The 20757-nt window shown below is 58.7% G+C and carries 17 protein-coding genes and 1 pseudogene; 2 read left to right on the forward strand and 16 right to left on the reverse strand.

Annotation, left to right across the window (positions count from 1 at the left end; translation table 11 throughout):
• Positions 1 to 17 precede the first annotated feature (17 nt).
• The 4 genes and pseudogenes from mazG to cysM form a co-directional block, all read right to left on the reverse strand.
• A complete protein-coding gene (mazG, locus tag CTT34_RS10970; RefSeq protein WP_159342475.1) occupies positions 18 to 845 on the reverse strand; it encodes a nucleoside triphosphate pyrophosphohydrolase in 828 nt (275 codons plus the stop codon).
• Positions 845 to 3121: a GTP diphosphokinase gene (gene relA / locus CTT34_RS10975; protein ID WP_159342476.1), complete on the reverse strand. Its 2277-nt coding sequence runs from the start codon at positions 3119 to 3121 to the stop codon at positions 845 to 847. Before relA ends, mazG begins: the two co-directional genes overlap by 1 nt.
• Before the next feature lie 70 nt (positions 3122 to 3191).
• Positions 3192 to 4627 (reverse strand): annotated as a pseudogene (gene rlmD, locus CTT34_RS10980) (23S rRNA (uracil(1939)-C(5))-methyltransferase RlmD).
• A complete protein-coding gene (cysM, locus tag CTT34_RS10985; RefSeq protein WP_159342477.1) occupies positions 4628 to 5524 on the reverse strand; it encodes a cysteine synthase CysM in 897 nt (298 codons plus the stop codon).
• Positions 5525 to 5615: 91 nt separating this feature from the next.
• On the opposite strand from cysM, the gene CTT34_RS10990 reads away from it, so the two are divergent.
• Entirely contained in the window at positions 5616 to 8321 is a 2706-nt protein-coding gene (locus CTT34_RS10990) for an ATP-binding protein (RefSeq protein ID WP_159342478.1), read from the forward strand.
• Between the two features lie 7 nt (positions 8322 to 8328).
• Here the strand turns inward: CTT34_RS10990 and acpS are convergent, their stop codons facing one another.
• The 12 genes from acpS to rpoE form a co-directional block, all read right to left on the reverse strand.
• Entirely contained in the window at positions 8329 to 8706 is a 378-nt protein-coding gene (gene acpS, locus CTT34_RS10995; protein WP_159343764.1) for a holo-ACP synthase, read from the reverse strand.
• A gap of 1 nt (position 8707) precedes the next feature.
• A complete protein-coding gene (pdxJ, locus tag CTT34_RS11000) occupies positions 8708 to 9529 on the reverse strand; it encodes a pyridoxine 5'-phosphate synthase (RefSeq protein ID WP_159342479.1) in 822 nt (273 codons plus the stop codon).
• A 59-nt stretch (positions 9530 to 9588) separates the two neighbouring features.
• Complete coding sequence (gene recO, locus CTT34_RS11005) at positions 9589 to 10284, reverse strand: DNA repair protein RecO (protein WP_159342480.1); 696 nt, start codon at positions 10282 to 10284, stop codon at positions 9589 to 9591.
• A gap of 8 nt (positions 10285 to 10292) precedes the next feature.
• Complete coding sequence (gene era / locus CTT34_RS11010) at positions 10293 to 11192, reverse strand: GTPase Era (RefSeq protein ID WP_159342481.1); 900 nt, start codon at positions 11190 to 11192, stop codon at positions 10293 to 10295.
• Positions 11189 to 11881: a ribonuclease III gene (rnc, locus tag CTT34_RS11015; protein WP_044628375.1), complete on the reverse strand. Its 693-nt coding sequence runs from the start codon at positions 11879 to 11881 to the stop codon at positions 11189 to 11191. Before rnc ends, era begins: the two co-directional genes overlap by 4 nt.
• Before the next feature lie 64 nt (positions 11882 to 11945).
• A complete protein-coding gene (gene lepB, locus CTT34_RS11020) occupies positions 11946 to 12749 on the reverse strand; it encodes a signal peptidase I (protein WP_159342482.1) in 804 nt (267 codons plus the stop codon).
• A gap of 15 nt (positions 12750 to 12764) precedes the next feature.
• Positions 12765 to 14582 carry a translation elongation factor 4 gene (gene lepA, locus CTT34_RS11025; RefSeq protein ID WP_153843674.1) on the reverse strand — a complete coding sequence of 606 codons (1818 nt, stop codon included), beginning with the start codon at positions 14580 to 14582 and terminating at the stop codon, positions 12765 to 12767.
• 187 nt (positions 14583 to 14769) lie between these two features.
• Positions 14770 to 16182 (reverse strand): DegQ family serine endoprotease, encoded by a 1413-nt coding sequence (locus tag CTT34_RS11030; protein ID WP_159342483.1) that lies wholly within the window; start codon positions 16180 to 16182, stop codon positions 14770 to 14772.
• 66 nt (positions 16183 to 16248) lie between these two features.
• On the reverse strand, positions 16249 to 16704 hold the full coding sequence (locus tag CTT34_RS11035; RefSeq protein WP_159342484.1) for a SoxR reducing system RseC family protein: 456 nt from the start codon (positions 16702 to 16704) through the stop codon (positions 16249 to 16251).
• A gap of 2 nt (positions 16705 to 16706) precedes the next feature.
• Positions 16707 to 17666 carry a MucB/RseB C-terminal domain-containing protein gene (locus CTT34_RS11040; protein WP_159342485.1) on the reverse strand — a complete coding sequence of 320 codons (960 nt, stop codon included), beginning with the start codon at positions 17664 to 17666 and terminating at the stop codon, positions 16707 to 16709.
• A 52-nt stretch (positions 17667 to 17718) separates the two neighbouring features.
• On the reverse strand, positions 17719 to 18453 hold the full coding sequence (locus CTT34_RS11045) for a sigma-E factor negative regulatory protein (protein ID WP_159342486.1): 735 nt from the start codon (positions 18451 to 18453) through the stop codon (positions 17719 to 17721).
• Positions 18454 to 18693: 240 nt separating this feature from the next.
• Positions 18694 to 19293, reverse strand: coding sequence for an RNA polymerase sigma factor RpoE (gene rpoE, locus CTT34_RS11050; protein ID WP_159342487.1), 600 nt, complete (start codon positions 19291 to 19293; stop codon positions 18694 to 18696).
• A 354-nt stretch (positions 19294 to 19647) separates the two neighbouring features.
• Here rpoE and CTT34_RS11055 point away from each other — a divergent pair, with 354 nt between their 5' ends.
• A complete protein-coding gene (locus tag CTT34_RS11055) occupies positions 19648 to 20724 on the forward strand; it encodes a 3-deoxy-7-phosphoheptulonate synthase (protein WP_159342488.1) in 1077 nt (358 codons plus the stop codon).
• The last annotated feature ends 33 nt before the right edge of the window (positions 20725 to 20757 follow it).

A 20757-nucleotide genomic window follows, 5' to 3' on the forward strand; every position in this document is an offset into this window, starting at 1 on the left:
CGTTGATGGTTTTGAAATTAGCGTTGTTCTTGGGCTTTCGCGTCTTGCCAGTGGCTTTCCATCTCATCCAGCGAGGCCTCGTTTAAGGGGCGCTCGGCATCGGCAAGCGCGCATTCAACATAGCGAAAGCGGCGCTCGAATTTTGCATTGGTGCTACGCAGGCACTGTTCGGGGTCGGCGCCTAGCGTGCGGGCTAAATTGGTGACAGCAAACAGCAGGTCGCCTACCTCTTCCTGGGCGTGCTGACGATCCCCCGCTGCCAGCGCCTCTTCGACCTCCTCCAGCTCCTCGCGAATTTTGGCCAATACGCCTTCGGCATCAGGCCAATCAAAGCCAACCCGGGCGGCGCGTTTGGAGAGCTTGGCGGCGCGGCTAAGGGCGGGCAGCGTGCGGGGCACATCGTCCAACACCGACGGGGCTTGGGTGGCTCGTTCGGCGCGCTCGTCGGCTTTAAGGGCTTCCCAGCGGCTGTTCACCTGCTGGGTTTTGACCTCGTCGGCACTCACGCCGGGCGGGCGGCGGGAAGCCAGCGTGCCGTCTGGGAACACATGGGGATGACGGCGCAGCATTTTGGCGGTCAGCGTATCGACGATATCGTGAAAGTCGAAGCGCTGCTCTTCTGCGCCAAACTGGGCGTAATACACCACTTGAAACAACAGGTCGCCCAGCTCGCCGGGCAGCTCATCAAAAGCGCGACGCTCGATAGCGTCAGCCACTTCATACACCTCTTCCAGGGTATGGGGCACGATGCTGTCCCAATCCTGTTTAATATCCCACGGGCAGCCCTGCTCCCGGTCGCGCAATACGGTCATCAGAGTGAGCAAATCGTCCAGGGTATGGCGCATCAGGCCCCTCCTTTACGGGCACTTTTTTCAGGGTCGGCATTACGCAGGCGGCGCACTTCGGTCACGTTAGGCAGCTGCTGGATACGCGAGAACAGCCTGCCGAGGGACTCCAGGCCGTCGACTTCCAGCGTAATCCGCAGCCGGGCAATGCCTTCATCGGTATCGGTGAGGGTGTTGACCGCCAATACATTGACCTTCTCGTTGCCTAGTAGGCCCGTCACATCACGAAGTAGCCCAGAGCGGTCCCAGGCTTGAATCTCGATGGTCACCGGGTAGCGGGTGTGTGCCCGCTCGCCCCACTCGACTTCGATAATGCGCTGGGGCTCTTCCATGCGCAATTGGAGAATATTGGTGCAATCCTGGCGATGCACGGTCACACCGCGACCCTGGGTAATAAAGCCCACAATCGGCTCACCGGGCACCGGGCGGCAGCAGTTCGCCATGCTGGTTTTCAGGTTGCCCACCCCAAGCACAGTAATGTCGCTTTGGGTGGCCTTACTGGGCTGGCGGCGGGGCTTGGCCAGCAGGCGGTCCAGCTGCTCTTGGTCGTCGGTTTCACCAAACAGCTGCTGGGCCTGGTGCAGCACTTGGCCGATGCGCAGGTCGCCCGCCCCCAGCGCCGCGTACATATCGTCGGCGTTTTGGTAGTTGACGGCTTTGGCGAGCTTGGGCAGGTCCAGCCCTTCTACGTCCAAGCGGCGCATTTCGCGCTCGAACAGCGCGCGCCCTTCGTCCAGGTTCTGGTCGCGGGCCTGGTGCTTAAACCACGCTTGAATTTTGGCCCGCGCCCGGGAGGTGCGCACGTAGCCCAAACTGGGGTTGAGCCAGTCGCGACTGGGGCCGCCTTTGGTGGCGGTGAGAATCTCGATTTGCTGGCCGGTTTTTAGCTTGTAGGTCAGTGGAACAATGCGCCCATTAATCTTGGCCCCTCGGCAAAGATGACCTATTTCGGTATGCACGCGGTAGGCAAAATCGATAGGCGTGGCGATGCGTGGCAGGTCAATCACGTGACCATCGGGCGTGAAGACATAGATGCGATCGGGGGCAACATCGCTGGAGAGGCCTTCGCGTAGATCGCCAAAGCCGCCCACTTCGTCCTGCCACTCCAACACTTGGCGCAGCCAGGCGATTTTCTCTTCGTAGCTGCGGCTTTTGGCGTTGGTATCGTGGCCTTTGTAGCGCCAGTGGGCGCAGACGCCCAGCTCCGCTTCATCGTGCATGCCAAAGGTGCGAATCTGAATTTCCAGCACCTTGTTTTCAGGCCCCATGACGGCAGTATGCAGCGACTGATAGCCGTTTTTCTTAGGGTTGGCGATGTAGTCGTCAAACTCGTTGGGCACATGGTGCCAACGGGAGTGAACGATGCCTAACACGGTGTAGCAGTCGGTGACTTCCGGCACCAGAATGCGCACGGCGCGCACGTCGTGCACCTGGGAAAAATCAATCCGCTTGCGCTTCATTTTGCGCCAGATGGAGTAAATGTGCTTAGCCCGACCACTCACGTCATAGCGGTGAATATGCTGAGCTTCCATCAAGCCTTTAAGGGTTTCCACCACGTCGTGGATATAGCGGTCGCGATCAAGGCGCTTTTCCGCTAACAGCTTGGCGATGGCTTTGTAATCTTCTTCATGCAGGTAACGGAAAGAGAGGTCTTCCAGCTCCCATTTGATCTGGCCAATGCCGAGGCGGTGCGCCAGCGGCGCGTAGATATCGGCCACTTCTCGCGCAACCTGTAGGCATTTCTCACGGGGGGCGTCTTTGACTTGGCGCAGTGCACAGGTGCGCTCGGCAATTTTGATCAGAGCGACGCGCACGTCGCCGACCATATTCACCAGCATTTTGCGCAGGTTCTCCTGCTGGTTGTGCTGGCTCATGCCATGGTTAGGTGCCAATGGGTAGCTGATGGCGGCCATTTGCAGCACGCCGTCGATAAGCTTAGCGACTTCATCACCAAAGCGTTTGCCCACGGCCTCCAGGCTTAGCAGCCCTTCGCGCACAGCGCGGTAGAGCACGGCGGCTTCCAGCGTTGCCTGGTCGAGCTTGAGGTCGGCGAGAATATCCGCCATCTCAAGACCCATGCGGAAGCTAGAACCCGGCGACAGCCACACGCGATGGGTACGAGGGGCTTCTCGCTCTAGCTGCTCGGCAAGCTCGCAGGCTTGCATCAAGCGCTCGGGTTCACGTAGGCGCACATCGTCTTGAAGGCGCGTTAACCATTGTTGTATGTCCACCTTTCCGCTTTCTGTTAGCGGCTGGTCTTCACGCACTTTCACCATGACTATGACTCATCCTTTCAGGGTGGCAGCCTCCACACCGCTGCCACCAAAGCTTGCTGCAAAGGGCAAACTAGCCCGCGTATTCAAACAGCATCAGCGTTTCCATGTGGGCAGTGTGCAGAAACATGTCCGCCACTGCGACGTGCTTGATGCGATATCCCGCATGCACAAGGTGTGCCGCATCACGCGCAAGCGTGGCCGGGTCACAAGAAATATAAGCAACCTTGGCCACTTTATGGCGACCCACTGCTTGGCATATGGCTTCTGCACCGTTGCGCGGAGGGTCTAACACCAAGGCATCCACCGGATGCTCGCGTAGCAGTGCTTTCACCGCCGCCACATCGTTAAGATCCGCCTGCTGGGCGCTCACGTTAAGCTGGTTGAGCGTTGCGTTAGCGCCTAAGCGCTGCACCATTGCGGCGTTCCCCTCTACCGCGTGCACGCTCGCACCCGCTGCGGCCAGAGGCAGACTGAAGTTCCCCATCCCCGCAAACAGATCTAGCAACGCCATCCCAGGCGCTGGCTTTAGCCATGCTACCACTTGGGAGACCATCTTTTGATTGACCTCGGCATTTACCTGTAAAAAATCACCGGGGGCAAACTGCAATACCAGTTCTTCTGCAGTGGTGCCAGGCGCGGGCACAATGCCTAGCGCACTCATAGCAAAGCGCTCTTCCAGTGCTGGCTCTGCACCATGCCAGTGCAGCGCGGGGGACTCTCGCCCTAACCACATGCCTAAATTGACCTGCTGCTCGGCAGCAAACGTTTGCCAACGCTGCCAATCCTGGGGCTGCTGCTTTAGCTGCCTAATAAGTACTACCGTGGTTTGCGGCGTAGACAGCAGCTCAATATGGCCCACCGCACGGGGAGCCTCTAACTGAGTGAGCAGCTGCTTTAGCGGCGTTATCAGCGTTTGTAGCGCAGGCACCAGCACATGGCAGTGATCAATATCTACCAGTCGGTGGCTATTGGCTGCGCGAAAACCAAGCCGCACGTTGTTCTGGCTATCGACCTTGACGCCTAGCCGCGCCCGGCGCCGATAGTGCTCTTGATGACCATTGATCGCTGAGATATCGCTGAGCTTTATGCCCTGGCGCGCCATTAACTCTGTCACCACCTCACGCTTGTGAGCACGCTGCGCGTCTACCGCCAAGTGCTGTAAATCACATCCGCCACAGTGGCCAAAATGCCCGCAGGGGGCGTTACTCGCTGCGACGAGGAGGTCATCATCGTTTTGATATGAGCTTCATCAAAGCGCTTGCGAGTGACGTGCACCGCCACTTCCACCTGTTCGCCAGGCAGCGCTTGATCCACAAACACGGTTTTACCCGCAGGGTTGTGGCTAACGCCTCGCCCATCGTGGGCCAGCCGCTCAATGACCAGCGGCGCTGAAGCATCCTGCGGGGCTGCCTGCTTAGCGGGCGCAGGTTGGCTGCTTGGCGTTCGCGCCAGCCCAGAGTGGCCGGAGGCGGGCCTAGGCGGCCGCCGCTTACCCAACATAGCCATCTATACCTCCGGAGCGAATAAGCCCGTAGAGAGATAGCGATCCCCACGGTCACAGACAATAAACACGATGACCGCATTCTCGGTTTGTTCAGCAATACGCAGCGCGCCTGCCAGGCTGCCGCCCGAGGAGACACCCGCAAAAATGCCCTCTTCACGCGCTAGGCGACGCATATGCTCTTCCGCTTCCTGCTGACGAATATCAAGCGTCGTATCCACACGCGGTGCTTCAAAAATGGCCGGCAAATACTCCTGCGGCCAGCGGCGAATACCGGGGATGCTAGCGCCATCAGCAGGCTGTAAGCCGACGATTTGAATCGCGCTATTTTGCTCTTTCAGGTAGCGCGATACGCCCATGATGGTGCCCGTGGTGCCCATGGAGCTGACAAAGTGGGTCACTTCACCGCCGGTTTGCCGCCATACTTCCGGCCCGGTGGTGCGGTAGTGGGCCAGCGGGTTATCCGGGTTGGCAAACTGGTTTAGCGGTTTGCCTTCACCCCGTGCAATCATGGCATCTGCGATGTCACGGGCCTCTTCCATGCCGCCTTCTTTACTGGCACTGATCAGCGTTGCGCCGTAGGCGGCCATCGCCTGCTTACGTTCAGTGGAAGCGTTTTCCGGCATGATCAGGGTCATTTTGTACCCTTTGATCGCCGCCGCCATGGCAAGCGCAATACCCGTGTTACCCGAGGTGGCCTCAATCAGCGTATCCCCTGGGGTAATCTCTCCCCGGGCTTCTGCTTCCCTCAGCATCGAGAGCGCCGGACGGTCTTTGACCGACCCCGCCGGATTATTGCCCTCTAATTTGGCAAGCAGGGTATTGTTCTTACCAGCGCTAATTCGCTTCAAGCGAACCAACGGCGTATTGCCGACCACATCTTCAAGCGTGGGATAATTCATCGAACATTCCTTATCGTAACCGTTATGCTGCATTATATCGGTGCTGCCTGTGAGTGGACAGGCAACCTTCCAGATTCGACGAGCTTCTTTCATGTCATTAAACACGCGCCTGCTGTTCGCTCTGCTTGGTTTTCCCTTACTCGTGTATGCCGTCATGGCGGTGCTGTTGGTGCTTCAGAGTGAGCACACTGGCCGCAACGTGCTCGAAGACCGACTGACCAGCGCTGGCGAACTGCTGGCCCCCAGTCTGGGGAGCGCCATGACCGATGGCGACTTGCCGCGTTTGGAGACACTGGCCCGCCAGCTTTTGGAACATCGTGGCCTGCGGGCGGTGACGCTGTTCGACGAACAGGGCAACCGGCTGCTGGTACTGGGCCGTTCGATGCCGCCTCCGCCGCGCCTGCACGCCCCCGAGGCGACCACTCTCGCCAAAGAGGAGGATGTCTGGCGTCTTCAGGTGCCGCTCACCAGTGAAACAGTGGGCGGCACTAGCCGCGTCACCAACGGCTGGCTGGAAGCAGAGATGGACATCCGCGCGCTGACCCTGGAGCGCTACCGATTGATCGCCAGCTTGAGCCTCGGTGGCATGCTTCTCGGGTTGGTGCTGTTCCTGGTGGCCTTTGCGATCAGCCGCTACGCCAGCCGCCCTATCGAAGAGGCCAATCAGGCCCTCTACCGCTTGTCTCGGGGCGATTACAGCTTGGTCATGTCCAACGCCAAGCCTACCGAGTTCAAGCAGTTAGCCAATCATATCAACCGGCTGGCCGAGCATTTCCAGCAAGCCCAGCGGGATATGCAGAGCCAAATCGAGCAGGCCACCAGCGAGCTGCAGGAGTCGATGGAGACCATCGAAGAGCAAAACATCAAGCTGGATCTGGCCCACCGCAGCGCGCTTCGCGCCAACGCCGTCAAATCCGAGTTCTTGGCCAACATGAGCCATGAAATACGCACGCCGCTCAATGGCATCGTCGGCTTTTGCCGCCTGTTAGGGCGCTCCTCGCTGGATAGCCGCCAAAAAGAGTGGTTAGAGCACGTGCGGCGCGCCTGCGACAACCTGCTGATGCTGGTCAACGATGTCTTGGATTTCTCCAAGCTGGAAGCCGACCGGCTTACGCTGGAAGAAGTGGACGTCGATATCGTCGCCTTGGTGGATGAGATCATTGGCTTACATGCCCCCGAAGCGCAGCGCAAGCAGCTCCATTTGGTGGCCATGGTATACGACGACGTGCCCACGCCGTTATGTGGCGATCCGCTGCGCATTCATCAGGTGCTGAACAATTTGTTGGGCAATGCGATCAAGTTCACCACCGAAGGTGACGTGATCGTGCGTGTTATGCTGGAAAACCAGGAGGGGCAGCACGTCGTCCTGCACATCAGCGTCAGCGATACGGGCATCGGGCTAAGCGAAGAGCATCAGCAACAGCTCTTTAGCGCTTTTTCCCAGGCAGAGCCCAGCCATTCGCGGCAGTTTGGTGGCAGTGGCCTGGGACTCACCATTTGTCGTCAGCTCATTCAACGTATGGGTGGCGAGATCACCGTCGACAGCGAACTCGGCAAAGGCTCGACGTTCTCCTTCACTCTGCCGCTGTTAGCTCACCTTGCCGATGAACGCCCCCCCGAGCTGACGCTCGACGGTCCGATCATCCGTCTTCACGAACCGCACCTGCCTACCCGCAACGTGCTCGAACACCTGCTGGAGCGCTGGGGGGCGCGGCCGGTCTCGTTCATCGACGCGGGCAATGAATCACTGCTGATTTTATGCCTGGCAACAGAGGACTTTAGCGAAGAGCGACGAGGATATTGGCAGTCGGTCATCGAACAGACGCCCTGCCCGGTGCTGGTTCTGGCCAATACCACCAGTTTCGATCTGCCCAGCTGGCCACTGCCTCACGGCGGCGAAATGCTGTGCAAGCCGTTTACCCGAGCACAGCTTGCCACGACCCTGCGACACCTGCTGCAGCCCCAGACGCTCAGCGCTCCTACCCATAGCTCCGTGGCGAAAGCGTTGCCTGCGCCGCGCTTGACGATTCTGATCGTCGACGACAACGCGCCCAACCGCGAACTGCTCAAAGCCATGTTAGAGAGCGAAACGATACGTATCGTGCTGGCCGATAGCGGCCATGAAGCGCTGGAGTTCGCCAAGCGCGCCACCGCTGACATGGTGCTCATGGATATTCGTATGCCCGGTATGGATGGCATTCAAACGACTCAGGCACTGCGGCGTATCGACAATAGCTGGGCACGCTGTCCCATCATTGCCGTCACGGCTCACGTCTTGAGCAACGAACGCCAGCAGTGGTTGTCCGAGGGACTGGACGACGTCATGGTCAAACCCATCGACGATGTCCAGCTTCAGCAGTTACTCCACCGCTTTTTAGGGGTGGTGCCTCCATCCTCTTCCAAAGAGGAAACGGCCTCCGCTCGCCCCATGCACGCCCCTAGCGAGCCTCCCAGCTCGCTACCTGCCGTCGATTTGACGTTGGGGGCTCGCCTGGCGGGTGGCAAAGAATCGCTGGCCAAACAGCAACTGGTGCGGCTTATCGACAGCCTACCCGAAAGCGAACAGCACATTCGCAGCGCTTTCGCAGAAGGCGACTTGACGACGTTACTGGATTGGGTGCACGGCTTGAACGGTGCCAGCCGCTACTGTGGCGCCCCCGAGCTTGCGCTGCTGGTGGAAACTTTGGAAACACGTCTGCGCACCAGTGGACTGCGTCATGTGGAGACACTGCTAGACGAGTTATATACCGCCATCGCGCGGCTCAGCGAGGAGCGCGCCACGTTGGTGGCAGAGTGATGCGACGCTAGCGCTCCAGCACTACGAAGGCGACGGCGTAATCGGCTTCGTCGCTGAGGGTAATATGAGCCGCCGTGGCACCGCTGGCGTCAAATAGACGCTGAGCTTCGCCACTGAGCTTGAGACTAGGCTTACCCAGCGCATCGTTGAGTACCTGTATCTCGCCCCACTGCATGCCCTGACGAAGCCCCAAACCTAACGCTTTCACGAAAGCCTCTTTGGCCGCAAAGCGTTTCGCCAGATAAGCCGTCGCCTGTCCTTTCGACTGCCAAGCACGCTGCTCGTCTGGCCCTAAGATACGCTGTGCAAAGCGGGGGCCGTGACGGGTCACGGCCTGACGAAAACGCTCGACCCGGGCGATGTCCGAGCCAATCCCGACGATCATGTTAGTGACCGCAGCAAGAGTGACCGTCACCGTGACCGTGGTCATGGTCGTGTTCGTGAGCATCCAGGGCGGCCATCAAACCCGCTTCCTGCCCCGCAATGATCAAACGCTTCATCTCCTGAACGGCGTCCTTCAATCCGACGAATAGCGCGCGAGCGATGATGGCGTGGCCAATGTTGAGCTCGTTGACGCCGGGTAGCGCGGCAATGGCTTCCACGTTGTGATAATGCAGACCGTGTCCGGCATTGACCACCAGGCCTAACGACACAGCATGCACCGCCGCCGCACTCAGGCGGTCATACTCAGCGTTGGCCTCGGCGCTCCCAGGTTTTGCTTCGGCATAAGCCCCGGTATGCAACTCAATGGTGGGTGCTCCGGTACGTTTGGCGGCGTCGATTTGCGCCTCGTCCGGGTCGATGAACAGCGACACATCGCAGCCCGCAGCCGTAAGACGCTGGCAGGCACTGGCGATCTGTTCGAAGCCCCCGACCACATCCAACCCGCCTTCGGTGGTCAACTCTTCGCGCTTTTCGGGCACTAAACACACGTGCGCTGGGCGCACCTCTTCCGCCAGCGCCAGCATCTCCTCGGTAACGGCCATTTCCAGGTTCATGCGCGTGTTGAGCACTTCCGCCAGCAGTCGAACGTCGCGGGGCTGAATATGGCGACGGTCTTCGCGCAGATGGACGGTAATGCCATCAGCGCCCGCCTCTTCAGCCAGCAGGGCTGCCTGGACCGGGTCGGGGTAGCGCGTGCCGCGGGCTTGGCGCAGCGTGGCAATATGGTCGATGTTAACGCCGAGTAAAATCCGTGGGGGGTGCATGAAGAACTCCAATCTGTGAATGGCAGTAGATGACGATTGCGATCAGTGGTAACGGTAGCTTACGGGCGCTGGCGACGGCGGGCCAAATCCAGCATCAGTTCACGAGAACGTAGCGCGGTAGGCCCCAAATGAGGGGCCAATGCGGCCCGCATGACCGCCTTGAGCGCACTCGCCAAGCCTGTCGGCTGCCAATCACCCTGCTCGATGTAGCGTAAGGTGCGCCCTTCGATACCTTGCTCTGCGGCCATGAACGCGCGGCTATTCGCATCAAAACGGTAGCGCTGATGTGGGTCCAGCGCCCCGCCGTCGGGGGTGCAAAACCGAGGCGTAGCGTCGAGCACGTCCAAAAGCGCCCATTCGTAGCGCCTCAGCGCCAGCCCCCGCTCAGCAGGCACCGGTAGTGCGTCGAGCAGCGCGCTATAGAAGGCGAAGACATCGGTGGCGTTCAGTTCGAGGGGCAGTAAACGGGTAGCAATTTCGTTGGCATATAGGCCGCACAGAAGACCTTCGCCCGCCAGCAGCGCGGTGTGCCCACGGGACTCCATCAACGTGAGGCGCTTCAGTTCTCGATCTCCCCGCCAGGACACGAACAGCGGAGTAAACGGCTGCAGCCGCTGGCGAGATTTAGAGCCGGGGCGCTGGCCACCGTGGGCCACCGCCCGGATGCGGCCATGATTGAGCGTCAATAAATCGACCAGCGCGCTGGTTTCACGGTATGCCCGACGGTGCAGCAGAAACGCAGGCTCGGCGGTCATGGTCGCACTCAATCGAGATCGTAACCCAGGCTCTTCAGCGCTCGCTCGTCATCCGACCAGCCACGCTTCACCTTCACCCACAGGTTGAGCATGACTTTGGTGCCCAGCGCACGTTCCATATCTAGACGCGCTTCACGGCCAATGCTCTTGATCCGATCGCCGTTCTCACCGATCAGGATCACCTTCTGCCCCTGGCGCTCCACCAAAATCAGCGCGCTGATATGGGTGACGCGCTCGGTTTCGCGAAACTCTTCGATCTCTACCGTCATCTGATAAGGCAGCTCGTCGCCTAACTGGCGCATGACTTTTTCACGTACCAGCTCAGCCGCCATGAAGCGCAGGCTCTTATCGGTGATTTGGTCTTCCGGGAAGAAGTGAATGCTCTCCGGCAGGTGCTTGGCGACCTCTTCTTCCAGCGTCTCGACTTGGGTACCGTGCTTGGCGGAGATGGGCACCACGGCGGCAAATTCGCGGCGTGCCCCCACATCTGCAAGCCAGGGCAGCAGGTCGCCTTTATCCTGAAGGCGGTCGACCTTGTTAACGGCCAAGATGACCGGCGCCTTCACATGCTCCAAGCGTTTCAGGACGGCTTGATCTTCGTCCGTCCAGCGGGTGCGGTCGATGATGAACACGACGCAGTCGACATCGCGAAGCGCTTGCGTCGCCGCTTGGTTCATGAAGCGGTTGATGGCTTTGTTGCGATCCTTGGACATGATGTGCATGCCCGGCGTATCGACGTAGATGAACTGCGTTTCATCGACGGTTTTGATCCCCATCACCTGGTGGCGCGTGGTTTGCGGCCGCCGTGACGTGATCGAGATTTTCTGCCCCAGAATCCGGTTCATGAGGGTTGATTTGCCTACGTTGGGTCGGCCAACGATGGCCACGAATCCGCAGGTTTGGCTCATGATTTGTCTCCAGGGGGTTGTTCGAGGTAGGACAATGCTTCTTCCGCGGCCTGCTGTTCAGCGTGGCGGCGGCTGGGGCCTTTACCAGTGGTATGCTCGCTTAGCAGCTCGATGTAGCACTCCACGGTAAAGGTCTGGGCATGCGCCTCTCCCTTCACAGAGACCACTTCATAGCGCGGAAGCGCCGCTTGGCGCGACTGCAAAAATTCTTGTAAGCGGGTTTTGGGATCTTTCTGGGTATCTTGTAGCGAGATGTTTTCCAGACGCTCGGCGTACCACGCCAGCACACGCTCGCGGACGGCATCCATACCGGCATCCAGATAAATCGCGCCGATCACGGCTTCTACGGCGTCCGCCAGAATCGACTCCCGGCGGTGTCCGCCGCTTTTCATTTCCCCGGACCCAAGCCGTAGGCACTCGCCAAAGGCCATTTCGCGGGCCAGTTCGGCCAGGGTCTGGCCTTTGACCAACCGGGCGCGCAGGCGAGACAGCTGCCCTTCCCGCGCCTGGGGAAACCGCTGAAACAGCGCTTCGGCGATGACGAAATTGACGATGGAGTCACCTAGAAATTCCAGGCGCTCATTGTTGCGACCACCGTAGCTGCGATGGGTCATGGCCAGTTCCAAAAGCGTTGGGTCGCCAAAGGTATGGCCGATTCGTCGGCAAAAAGCGGTTAAGGAATTACTCACAGTGCTCCTACGTCATTGACGTTAACTAAGATAACCACACTAACGGTTTGTACATTATGCTGGTTCATTCGATACGCCGTACGCTGGTGAAACTGGGAAGACCACCGTCCCAGTGCATCCAGACCGCAAAGGCGCGCCCTACGATGTTCTCTTCGGGCACGAAGCCCCAGTAGCGACTGTCGTTGGAGTGGTCGCGGTTATCCCCCATCATGAAGTAATGGCCTTCGGGCACGACCACCTCGCGCATTTGCGGGCCTGGGTCACGGGGATTGTTGTAGATGAAATGGCTGACTTCCCCCAACTGCTCCTCAAGCAGCAGCTGCTGAGGCGACAGCGCGGGCCCTTCTTCGATCAGCGCTTTGGCAATGGGCTCACCATTGACGTAAAGCTGCTTGCCCTCGTAGCGAATGCGGTCGCCGGGCAGACCCACGACGCGTTTGATGAAATTCACCGATGGCTCTTCGGGAAAGCGGAACACCATGACATCGCCTCGCTCTGGATCGTCCACTTCCAAGAAGCGATGATGAACGACCGGCAGACGCAGTCCGTAAGCGAATTTATTCACGAGAATAAAATCGCCCACTTCTAACGTGGGCTTCATGGAGCCGGAAGGAATCTGAAACGGCTCGATGATGAAGCTGCGTACCACCAGCACGACCAGCAAGACAGGAAAGAACGAACGGGAGTAGTCAACGGGCCACGGCTCTTTTAAGAGCTTCTCCCGCGTCGGCGCATCCAAGCCTTCCATGGTGGCTTTTTCCGCCTTGGCCACACGCTCACGGCGCTTTGGCCGAAGCACCAGCACATCCAACAGGTAAATGGCCCCGGAGAGCGCAACGGCGAGTACCAGTAGTAGTGAAAAATCCATGTGGGGTTCGTATCCCTAGTCGTTAACCTTGAGCACAGCAAGGAAGGCATCCTGGGGAATTTCGACACGCCCCACCTGTTTCATCCGTTTCTTACCGGCCTTCTGTTTCTCTAGCAGCTTTTTCTTACGGCTAACGTCGCCGCCGTAACACTTCGCCGTGACGTTTTTACGCAGCGCCTTCACCGTGGAGCGGGCCACGACTTGGCCACCAATCGCCGCCTGGATCGCGACGTCGAACATTTGCCGTGGGATCAGCTCTTTCATCTTTTCCACCAGCAAGCGACCGCGCGAGTGGGCATGGTCACGGTGAATGATGACCGCCAACGCATCGACTTTGTCGCCGTTGATCAAGACATCCAGACGTACCAGCTTCGCGGCTTCGAAACGTTCGAAGTTGTACTCCAGCGAGGCGTAGCCACGAGAGATGGATTTTAAACGGTCAAAGAAGTCCATGACCACTTCGGACATGGGCAGCTCGTAAGTAAGCTGGATCTGATTGCCCAGGAACTGCATGTCGAGCTGGGTACCGCGGCGCTGCTCGCACTCGGCGATGACGTTGCCGACGAATTCCTGCGGCACCAGAATGCTGGCCCGCACGATGGGCTCACGCATCTGCTCCACATCGGCCATGTCGGGCAGTTTGGAGGGGTTGGAGACATACTGAATGTCGCCATTCTTCATGGCCAGCTCGTACACAACCGTCGGCGCCGTGGTGAGCAGGTCCAGATCGTACTCACGCTCCAGACGCTCCTGGATGATCTCCATGTGCAGCGTACCGAGGAAACCCACGCGGAAGCCGAAGCCCAGCGCATCGGAGTTTTCCGGCTCATACTCCAGCGACGCGTCGTTGAGAGCCAGTTTTTCCAGGGCATCGCGGAAGTCTTCGTAATCGTCTGCGCTGACCGGGAACATACCGGCATAAACCTGAGGCTTCACTTTCTGGAAACCGGGGAGACGCGGTACGTCTGGCGTCTTGGTATGGGTAATGGTATCCCCCACCGGCGCGCCGTGAATCTCTTTGATACCGGCGACGATAAAGCCAACCTCACCGGCGCGAAGAATATTGGTCTCTTTGCGCAGCGGTGTGAAGATACCGACTTCGGTGGCGTTCCAGTCGCGACCCGTCGACTTGATACGGATCTTGTCGCCTTTGCGCAGCGTGCCGTCGAACAGGCGCACCAGCGACACGACGCCCAGGTAGTTATCGAACCAGGAGTCGATGATCAGCGCTTGCAGCGGTGCTTCGGGGTCCCCCTTGGGCGGCGGAATGTCACGCACCAGCCGTTCGAGCAGCTCGTTGATGCCGATACCGCTTTTTGCCGACACTTGGCAGGCATCCGTGGCATCCAGGCCGATGATCTCCTCTACCTCCTGAGCAACCCGGTCCGGGTCGGCCTGGGGCAGGTCGATCTTGTTCAGAACGGGCAGCACTTCTAGGCCCTGTTCGATGGCGGTGTAACAGTTGGCCACCGACTGCGCTTCCACCCCTTGTGCCGCATCGACGACAAGCAGCGCCCCTTCACAGGCGTAGAGTGAGCGCGACACTTCGTAGGAGAAGTCGACGTGCCCTGGCGTGTCGATGAAGTTGAGCTGGTAGACCTGGCCATCGGCAGCGGTGTAGTCCAGCGTCACCGACTGCGCTTTGATGGTAATGCCCCGCTCACGCTCGATATCCATGGAGTCGAGCACTTGCTCCTTCAGCTCACGTTCTGTCAAACCGCCACAGGTCTGAATCAAACGGTCAGAGAGCGTCGATTTACCGTGGTCGATGTGGGCAATGATGGAGAAATTGCGAATATGCTTGAGCTTTCCGCTGGAAACGTCATGAGACATCGAGTGTGTTCTGCCTTATTGGTACGCAAGCGTAGGTGTTGCGGCGCTGGGCCGAAGGGCGAAAAACGGAAACCGCACCACTGCATTGCCAAAGTTCATCAAAAGATAAGCGCTATTGTAGCGATATGCGCGGGATAGGAACAGCAGTCCGGCGAGAACCGCCGGACTGGAGGGAGTGGCGTACAGATTATTCGAGGCGAAGCGCGACGAATAGAGAGCGACCATCGCGATACAAACGCACTGGAATCGCCCGATCGTTAGGCAGCGCTTCGACGATACGCATTAGCTCGTCCGCCGATGCGACACTGCGATGGTCGATACTCACCAGGATATCGCCAGCGCGAAGCCCTGCCTGCGCCGCAACGCTGTCCGGCTCGACCTGACGCACCTCAACGCCGCCATTGATCCCCAAACGCTCACGGGTGGCTTGGTCGATTTCTGCAACGGCCACGCCCAAGCGCACTTGATTGTCGCTGCCCGATGCCGAAGCGGACGCTTGCATATCTGGCCAGCTACCCAGCTCGACGGTTTCCGATACCTGCTCGCCATCACGCATCAGCGTGAGTTCGACATCGTCTCCCGGTGCCACGCGACCAATCAGACGGGGCAGCGTGCTGGAGCGATCCACTTCTTCGCCGTTGACTTCGAGGATCACGTCACCTGCTTGCAAACCACCTTGAGCCGCCGGTCCTTCTGGGTCTAAATCGGCAATCAGTGCTCCAATCGCTTCACTCATACCGAACGACTCGGCCAAGTCCTGCGAGACGGGTTGGATCATCACGCCCAACCAACCGCGATTCACGCGACCATCTTCACGAAGTTGGTCAGCCACATCCATGGCGACGTTGATGGGAATGGCGAACGAGAGCCCCATGAAGCCGCCACTACGGGTAAAGATTTGCGAATTGATACCGATGACTTCGCCTTCCAGATTAAACAGCGGGCCACCGGAGTTGCCGGGGTTAATGGCGACATCGGTTTGAATGAACGGCACGTAAGCATCACGCGGCAAGGTGCGGTTGATCGCGCTCACGATCCCTGCCGTCACCGAGTGATCGAACCCAAACGGAGAGCCAATGGCCGCGACCCACGCCCCCACTTTCAACTCGTCGGAATCGCCCAAATTCAGCACCGGCAAGTTATTGGCGTCGATTTTCAGCAGCGCCACATCGGTTTGCGCATCGCTACCAATCAGTTCGGCGGGCAATTCACGACGGTCGTTGAGGCGCACTAGAATTTCATCGGCATCCTGCACCACGTGCGCATTGGTCATCACATAGCCATCGGCACTGATGATGAACCCCGAGCCGAGCGATTGGCGCTCTTGACTTCGACCACCGCCGCCGCCACTGCCGGGAGGCGTGGGAAAGCTATCGCCAAAGAAGTGACGGAATATTTCGGGGATTTCCTGATTGCCAAACCCCTGTAGGGCCGGGCTTCGCTGGACCGTTCGACTCGTGGAAATATTGACGACACCCGGGGCGGCGTCTTCTACCAGCTCAGTGAAATCGGGCAGCGTTTGCGCATGGGCATGTTGGCCGATCAAGAACATCGCGACCAAGCATATCCATAGTGTCGAGGGGAGAACCAAGCGCTTCATGCAACAGCTCCTAGTCAAGCAGATACGAAACGAAGGGAGTGCAACTCTTAGCGAGCTACGGAACAACTAACTGACCAAGCGCGGCCGGAAGCGTTCCATCCGCCCGCGCATTAGGTATTTAAGGGTCAATACGCTGCACATCAAGGTACCAAAGAACAGCATCACACCTAGCCATTCACGCCCTCCAAGCAGCGAGGCCAACCCTGCCGCCAGCATTGCCAGGAACAGCGGCACGGCATATATCAACAGCGTTAGGTGGCTGACTTGATGCTTGGGCAGCGCAATCGTGACGGTGCTACCTAAGGGATACGCTGCGTGGTGTGAAAGGGGCGAGGGGGAAGGAAGTACGGTGATGCGCTGCTGTTGGCGGCGGGCTAGTAATCCCATACCGCAACCACGTCCCTCGGCGCACTGCTGACAAGTGTTAGCAAGGGAGACATCGACGATCACCCCGGTCTCGGTATGCCCTACTACACTGCCCGTTCTGAATAGCGGCTCGCCTCCAGTGTCAGAGTGTGCCATGGCTAGGGCGCTATACGGACGGATTGCACGATACGCTGCAGCATATCTGGCGGCAGCTCACCAACGCCGACCAGCTGCCAGCACTGCTCACCCTCGGACACCAACGAAATCGCTGCCGTGGAGACGCCCAATCGGTGCACGCCCTCTTCGAGCATGGGTTGCTCGACAGGGCTGACGAAGAGGCTCACCGCTGCCAAACCATCGCTATAGACCCGTTGATTCGTGACCGCTTGCCCTGGCTCCTGTGATTGGGCAATGAAGCCCTCGGGCAGCCAATCGACTTGCCATGAGTGAGACGGACGCTCGGTACTCACATCGCCAGCGACATTGCCCTCATAAAGCGAAGGCGACTGAAGCTGGGTAATTTGAAAGGTTTCTAGTACACGCTCTTGGTGGTCGCTCATGACATGCTTGAGCAGCAGCCCTGTCGATTTATCGACCCACCATGCGTGCAGATAACGCTGCTGATCGCGAGGGGAAAAACGCAGCTCCACCGCGTCACGTCCAGCGACACGCGCATCGTCTTGGAGGGAAATATCATAATGAGAGGCGACGTGTTCCGCCCAGGCTTGCGAGGCGCTGAGCTCGCCACCCTCTTCGGGAGTAAAACTCGCCATATAGCCTGCAATGGAGCGGCGCTCGATACTGACGGAAGGCCCATCCAAATGCTGTACGACCTGCTGACGCACACCCTCTCGAATGCGATGGGATAGCGCCAGCGTTCTGACACCCAGCGCATCGATGGTGACCGCACGTGCCTGAAAATCATAGCAGTGCCCTGCCACCATGCTACGCGCTAACCATGCCTGGGCAGAGTCGGGCACCGAATCGTCGGCAACGGCCGAACAGTCAATGGCGGGCTGCGCATCCGCGTTGACCGAGGAGGGAGCCAGGCTTACAACGACCAGCCCCCACGCCAACGCCAGCGGGACTCCCCAAAAGCTTTTTCTAGCAGTCGCCATACCGATCAAACAGCCTCTTACGTCACGATGAGGTTCAAAACGCGTTAGCGAACTACCGCTGACCCAATGGCTCGGTCACCGATGAACGCATCAGTGGCATCCAGCTGTCGCCACTGCCGTTGGCTGCTCCCTGAGCATGCTGCTCTAGGTACGATTGCAACATGCGCAGTTGATCCACATCGATCGCTGTGGCTTGCTGGGCCATCGTGCCTTGCGGTGCCACCGGCGTTGAGAAGCCCGATTCACTGATATTCATCAAGCCGCCATTGCCCGACTGGCCGTTGATACGAAAAGGCGTCGGCTCGAACATGGGCATTTCAGACGGCATCATTGATGCAGGCTGCGAGGCGCCCAAATTGACCGGCTGCACTTGAGCCCCCACGCTGGACTGCGAGGCGACCGTGTTACTACCTGGCTGAGCAGTGCCGGTCGAGCCGTTACCGCTAAAGAACTGAACGCCGGTAATGACCATCAGCGAAACGGCAGCCGCGACACCAGCACCACGGGCAAAGGAGATGCCACCGGCGCGGGCAGGGGCAGCGACCGTTTCACTCTCCATCACCGGGGCAGGCTCTTCGTTGAGGCGCGCCAGGATGCCTGCCGATAGATCGACACTGACATCGACGCTGCGCTCGCGCTGCATCATGCTGCGTGCCAAATGGTAGCGACGCCATGTCTCTGCCGCATCGGCATCGTCAGGTAGTGATTTCAACACTCGGCGCAATTCAAGCTCATCACTTTCGTTGTCCATCAATGCTGAAAGTGATTCCCGTGTGTTTTGACTCATACTTCACACCCTCACACTGTGTTAGAAGAAGCTCAGCGACCACACGGCTCATGCGTGTTTCAGCCGCAAAACCTCGCAGGCCAAGACCCTGTTACTCAACCATCGCCAGCGCATGGCAATGCGATGGTTTAACGCGATCATGCTAGACAGCCTCTATGACGCTTCACTTGCCAGACAGTTCACTAAAAACGCAAAAACGTAAATATTTGTGACGCCTGCGCCCGATTCATTGGACGCGGCTCATTCGTCTCGACTGTTGCGAGCCGTGGTGACCAGCGGGCGAATATGCTCATCGACGGCCTCCCGCGCGCGAAAAATGCGCGAGCGAACGGTCCCTACCGGGCACTGCATGACTTGCGCAATATCTTCGTAGGCCAACCCGTCCAACTCGCGTAGCGTAATGGCCGTCCGCAAATCGTCAGGTAGCTTTTCGATCGCTTCGAAGACAGCCGCTTCCAGCTGGTCGCGGGCAATGGACGCTTCGGGTGACTCGGCATCCGCCAAGCGACCGCTTTGATCGACGATTTCCGCATCAACGATATCCAAGTCACTGCCGGGCGGCCGACGACCGCGAGACACCAAGTGGTTCTTGGCCGTATTGATAGCGATGCGGTACATCCAGGTATAGAACGCGCTCTCCGCTCGAAACTTACCCAGTGCCCGATAGGCTTTAATGAAGGCTTCCTGCGCAACGTCCTGCACTTCCGCATGGTCGTGCACGTAACGCCCAATCAAACCGATGATTTTGTGCTGGTACTTCTTCACCAGCAGATCAAAAGCACGTGTGTCACCTTTCTGAGCACGCTCAACCAGCTGTTGGTCCGTTTCACGAGTGCCCATTCACACGCTCCTTCTGCTCGTACGCATCGCGCCGAGCATTGTTTCTTTGTCGCCCTGGTGTTCGGGCCTTCACAGCGAGCAGCATAGCGTCCCTTGGGCATCTGTTAATTTTCATGGAGGACATCGGCAGGCGACCTTGGCCTACCCCTCGGTGGTGGTGCGCAAATGAGCTTGCGCCAATGTCATCTAGTGTTACGCGTTCTTAGCAGCGCATCAAGCGCTTACCCCCTTTCTTAAAAACCCTGAGGCTGACATTTTTCCTTAATGCAAAGTTCCGTAACAATTGATTTTTACCACCGTGACGCGCCATAGTAGTGACCACTTTTCGCCCATCGCGCACGCACAGGTAGCAAGATGTCAGATCAACAGGTTAGTAACCTTAACGTCCTGGCCCAGGATGTTCTTACCACGCCCGACGCACTGAAGAGTGCTATCCCCCTAACGGAAAGCGCCGAGCGCTCGGTAATCGAGGGTCGCCAAACCATCCAAAACATTCTGGATGGCAAAGATCCGCGTTTGCTGGTGGTCGTTGGCCCCTGCTCCATTCACGACGTCGAAGCAGCGCTGGATTATGCGCGCCGCCTGCGTACGCTAGCGGACCAGGTCAGCGACAGTTTGTATATCGTGATGCGCGTCTATTTCGAAAAGCCGCGGACGACCGTGGGCTGGAAAGGGTTGATCAACGACCCGCACCTGAACGACTCTTTCGAAATTGACGAAGGGCTGCACATTGCCCGTAAACTGCTGGTCGACTTGGCGGAAATGGGGCTACCGCTGGCCACCGAGGCGCTTGACCCAATCTCGCCCCAGTACCTGCAAGACTGCATTAGCTGGTCGGCCATTGGCGCTCGCACTACCGAGTCCCAAACGCACCGCGAAATGGCCTCCGGCCTCTCCTGCCCCGTTGGTTTCAAAAACGGCACCGACGGTAGCCTGGACGTAGCGATCAACGCGCTGCAGTCCGTGGCGAACCCGCATAACTTCTTGGGCATCAACCAGGCCGGTCAGGTCGCCATCATCCGCACCCGAGGCAATGCCTACGGTCATGTGGTACTACGCGGCGGTAACGGCAAGCCTAACTACGACAGCGTGAGTGTCGCACTGGCAGAGAAAGAGCTGAAAAAAGCCAACCTCTCGGCCAACATCATGATCGACTGCTCACACGCCAACTCGAATAAAGACGCCGCCCTGCAGCCGCTGGTACTGGAAAACGTCACCAACCAGATTTTGGAAGGCAATACCTCCATCATCGGCTTGATGGTGGAATCCAACATTGGTTGGGGCAATCAAAAAGTACCGGCCGATTTGAGCCAGCTGCAGTACGGCGTATCGATCACCGACGCCTGCATCGATTGGGATACTACCGTCGAGACGTTCACTCGCATGAACGAAAAGCTCGCGTCCGTTTTGGCCAAGCGCGCCGCTCAATAACGCGCACCTGCCATCGAAACGTCCCGCCGGGCT

The sequence above is a fragment of the Halomonas meridiana genome (assembly GCF_009846525.1).
Classification (GTDB): domain Bacteria; phylum Pseudomonadota; class Gammaproteobacteria; order Pseudomonadales; family Halomonadaceae; genus Vreelandella.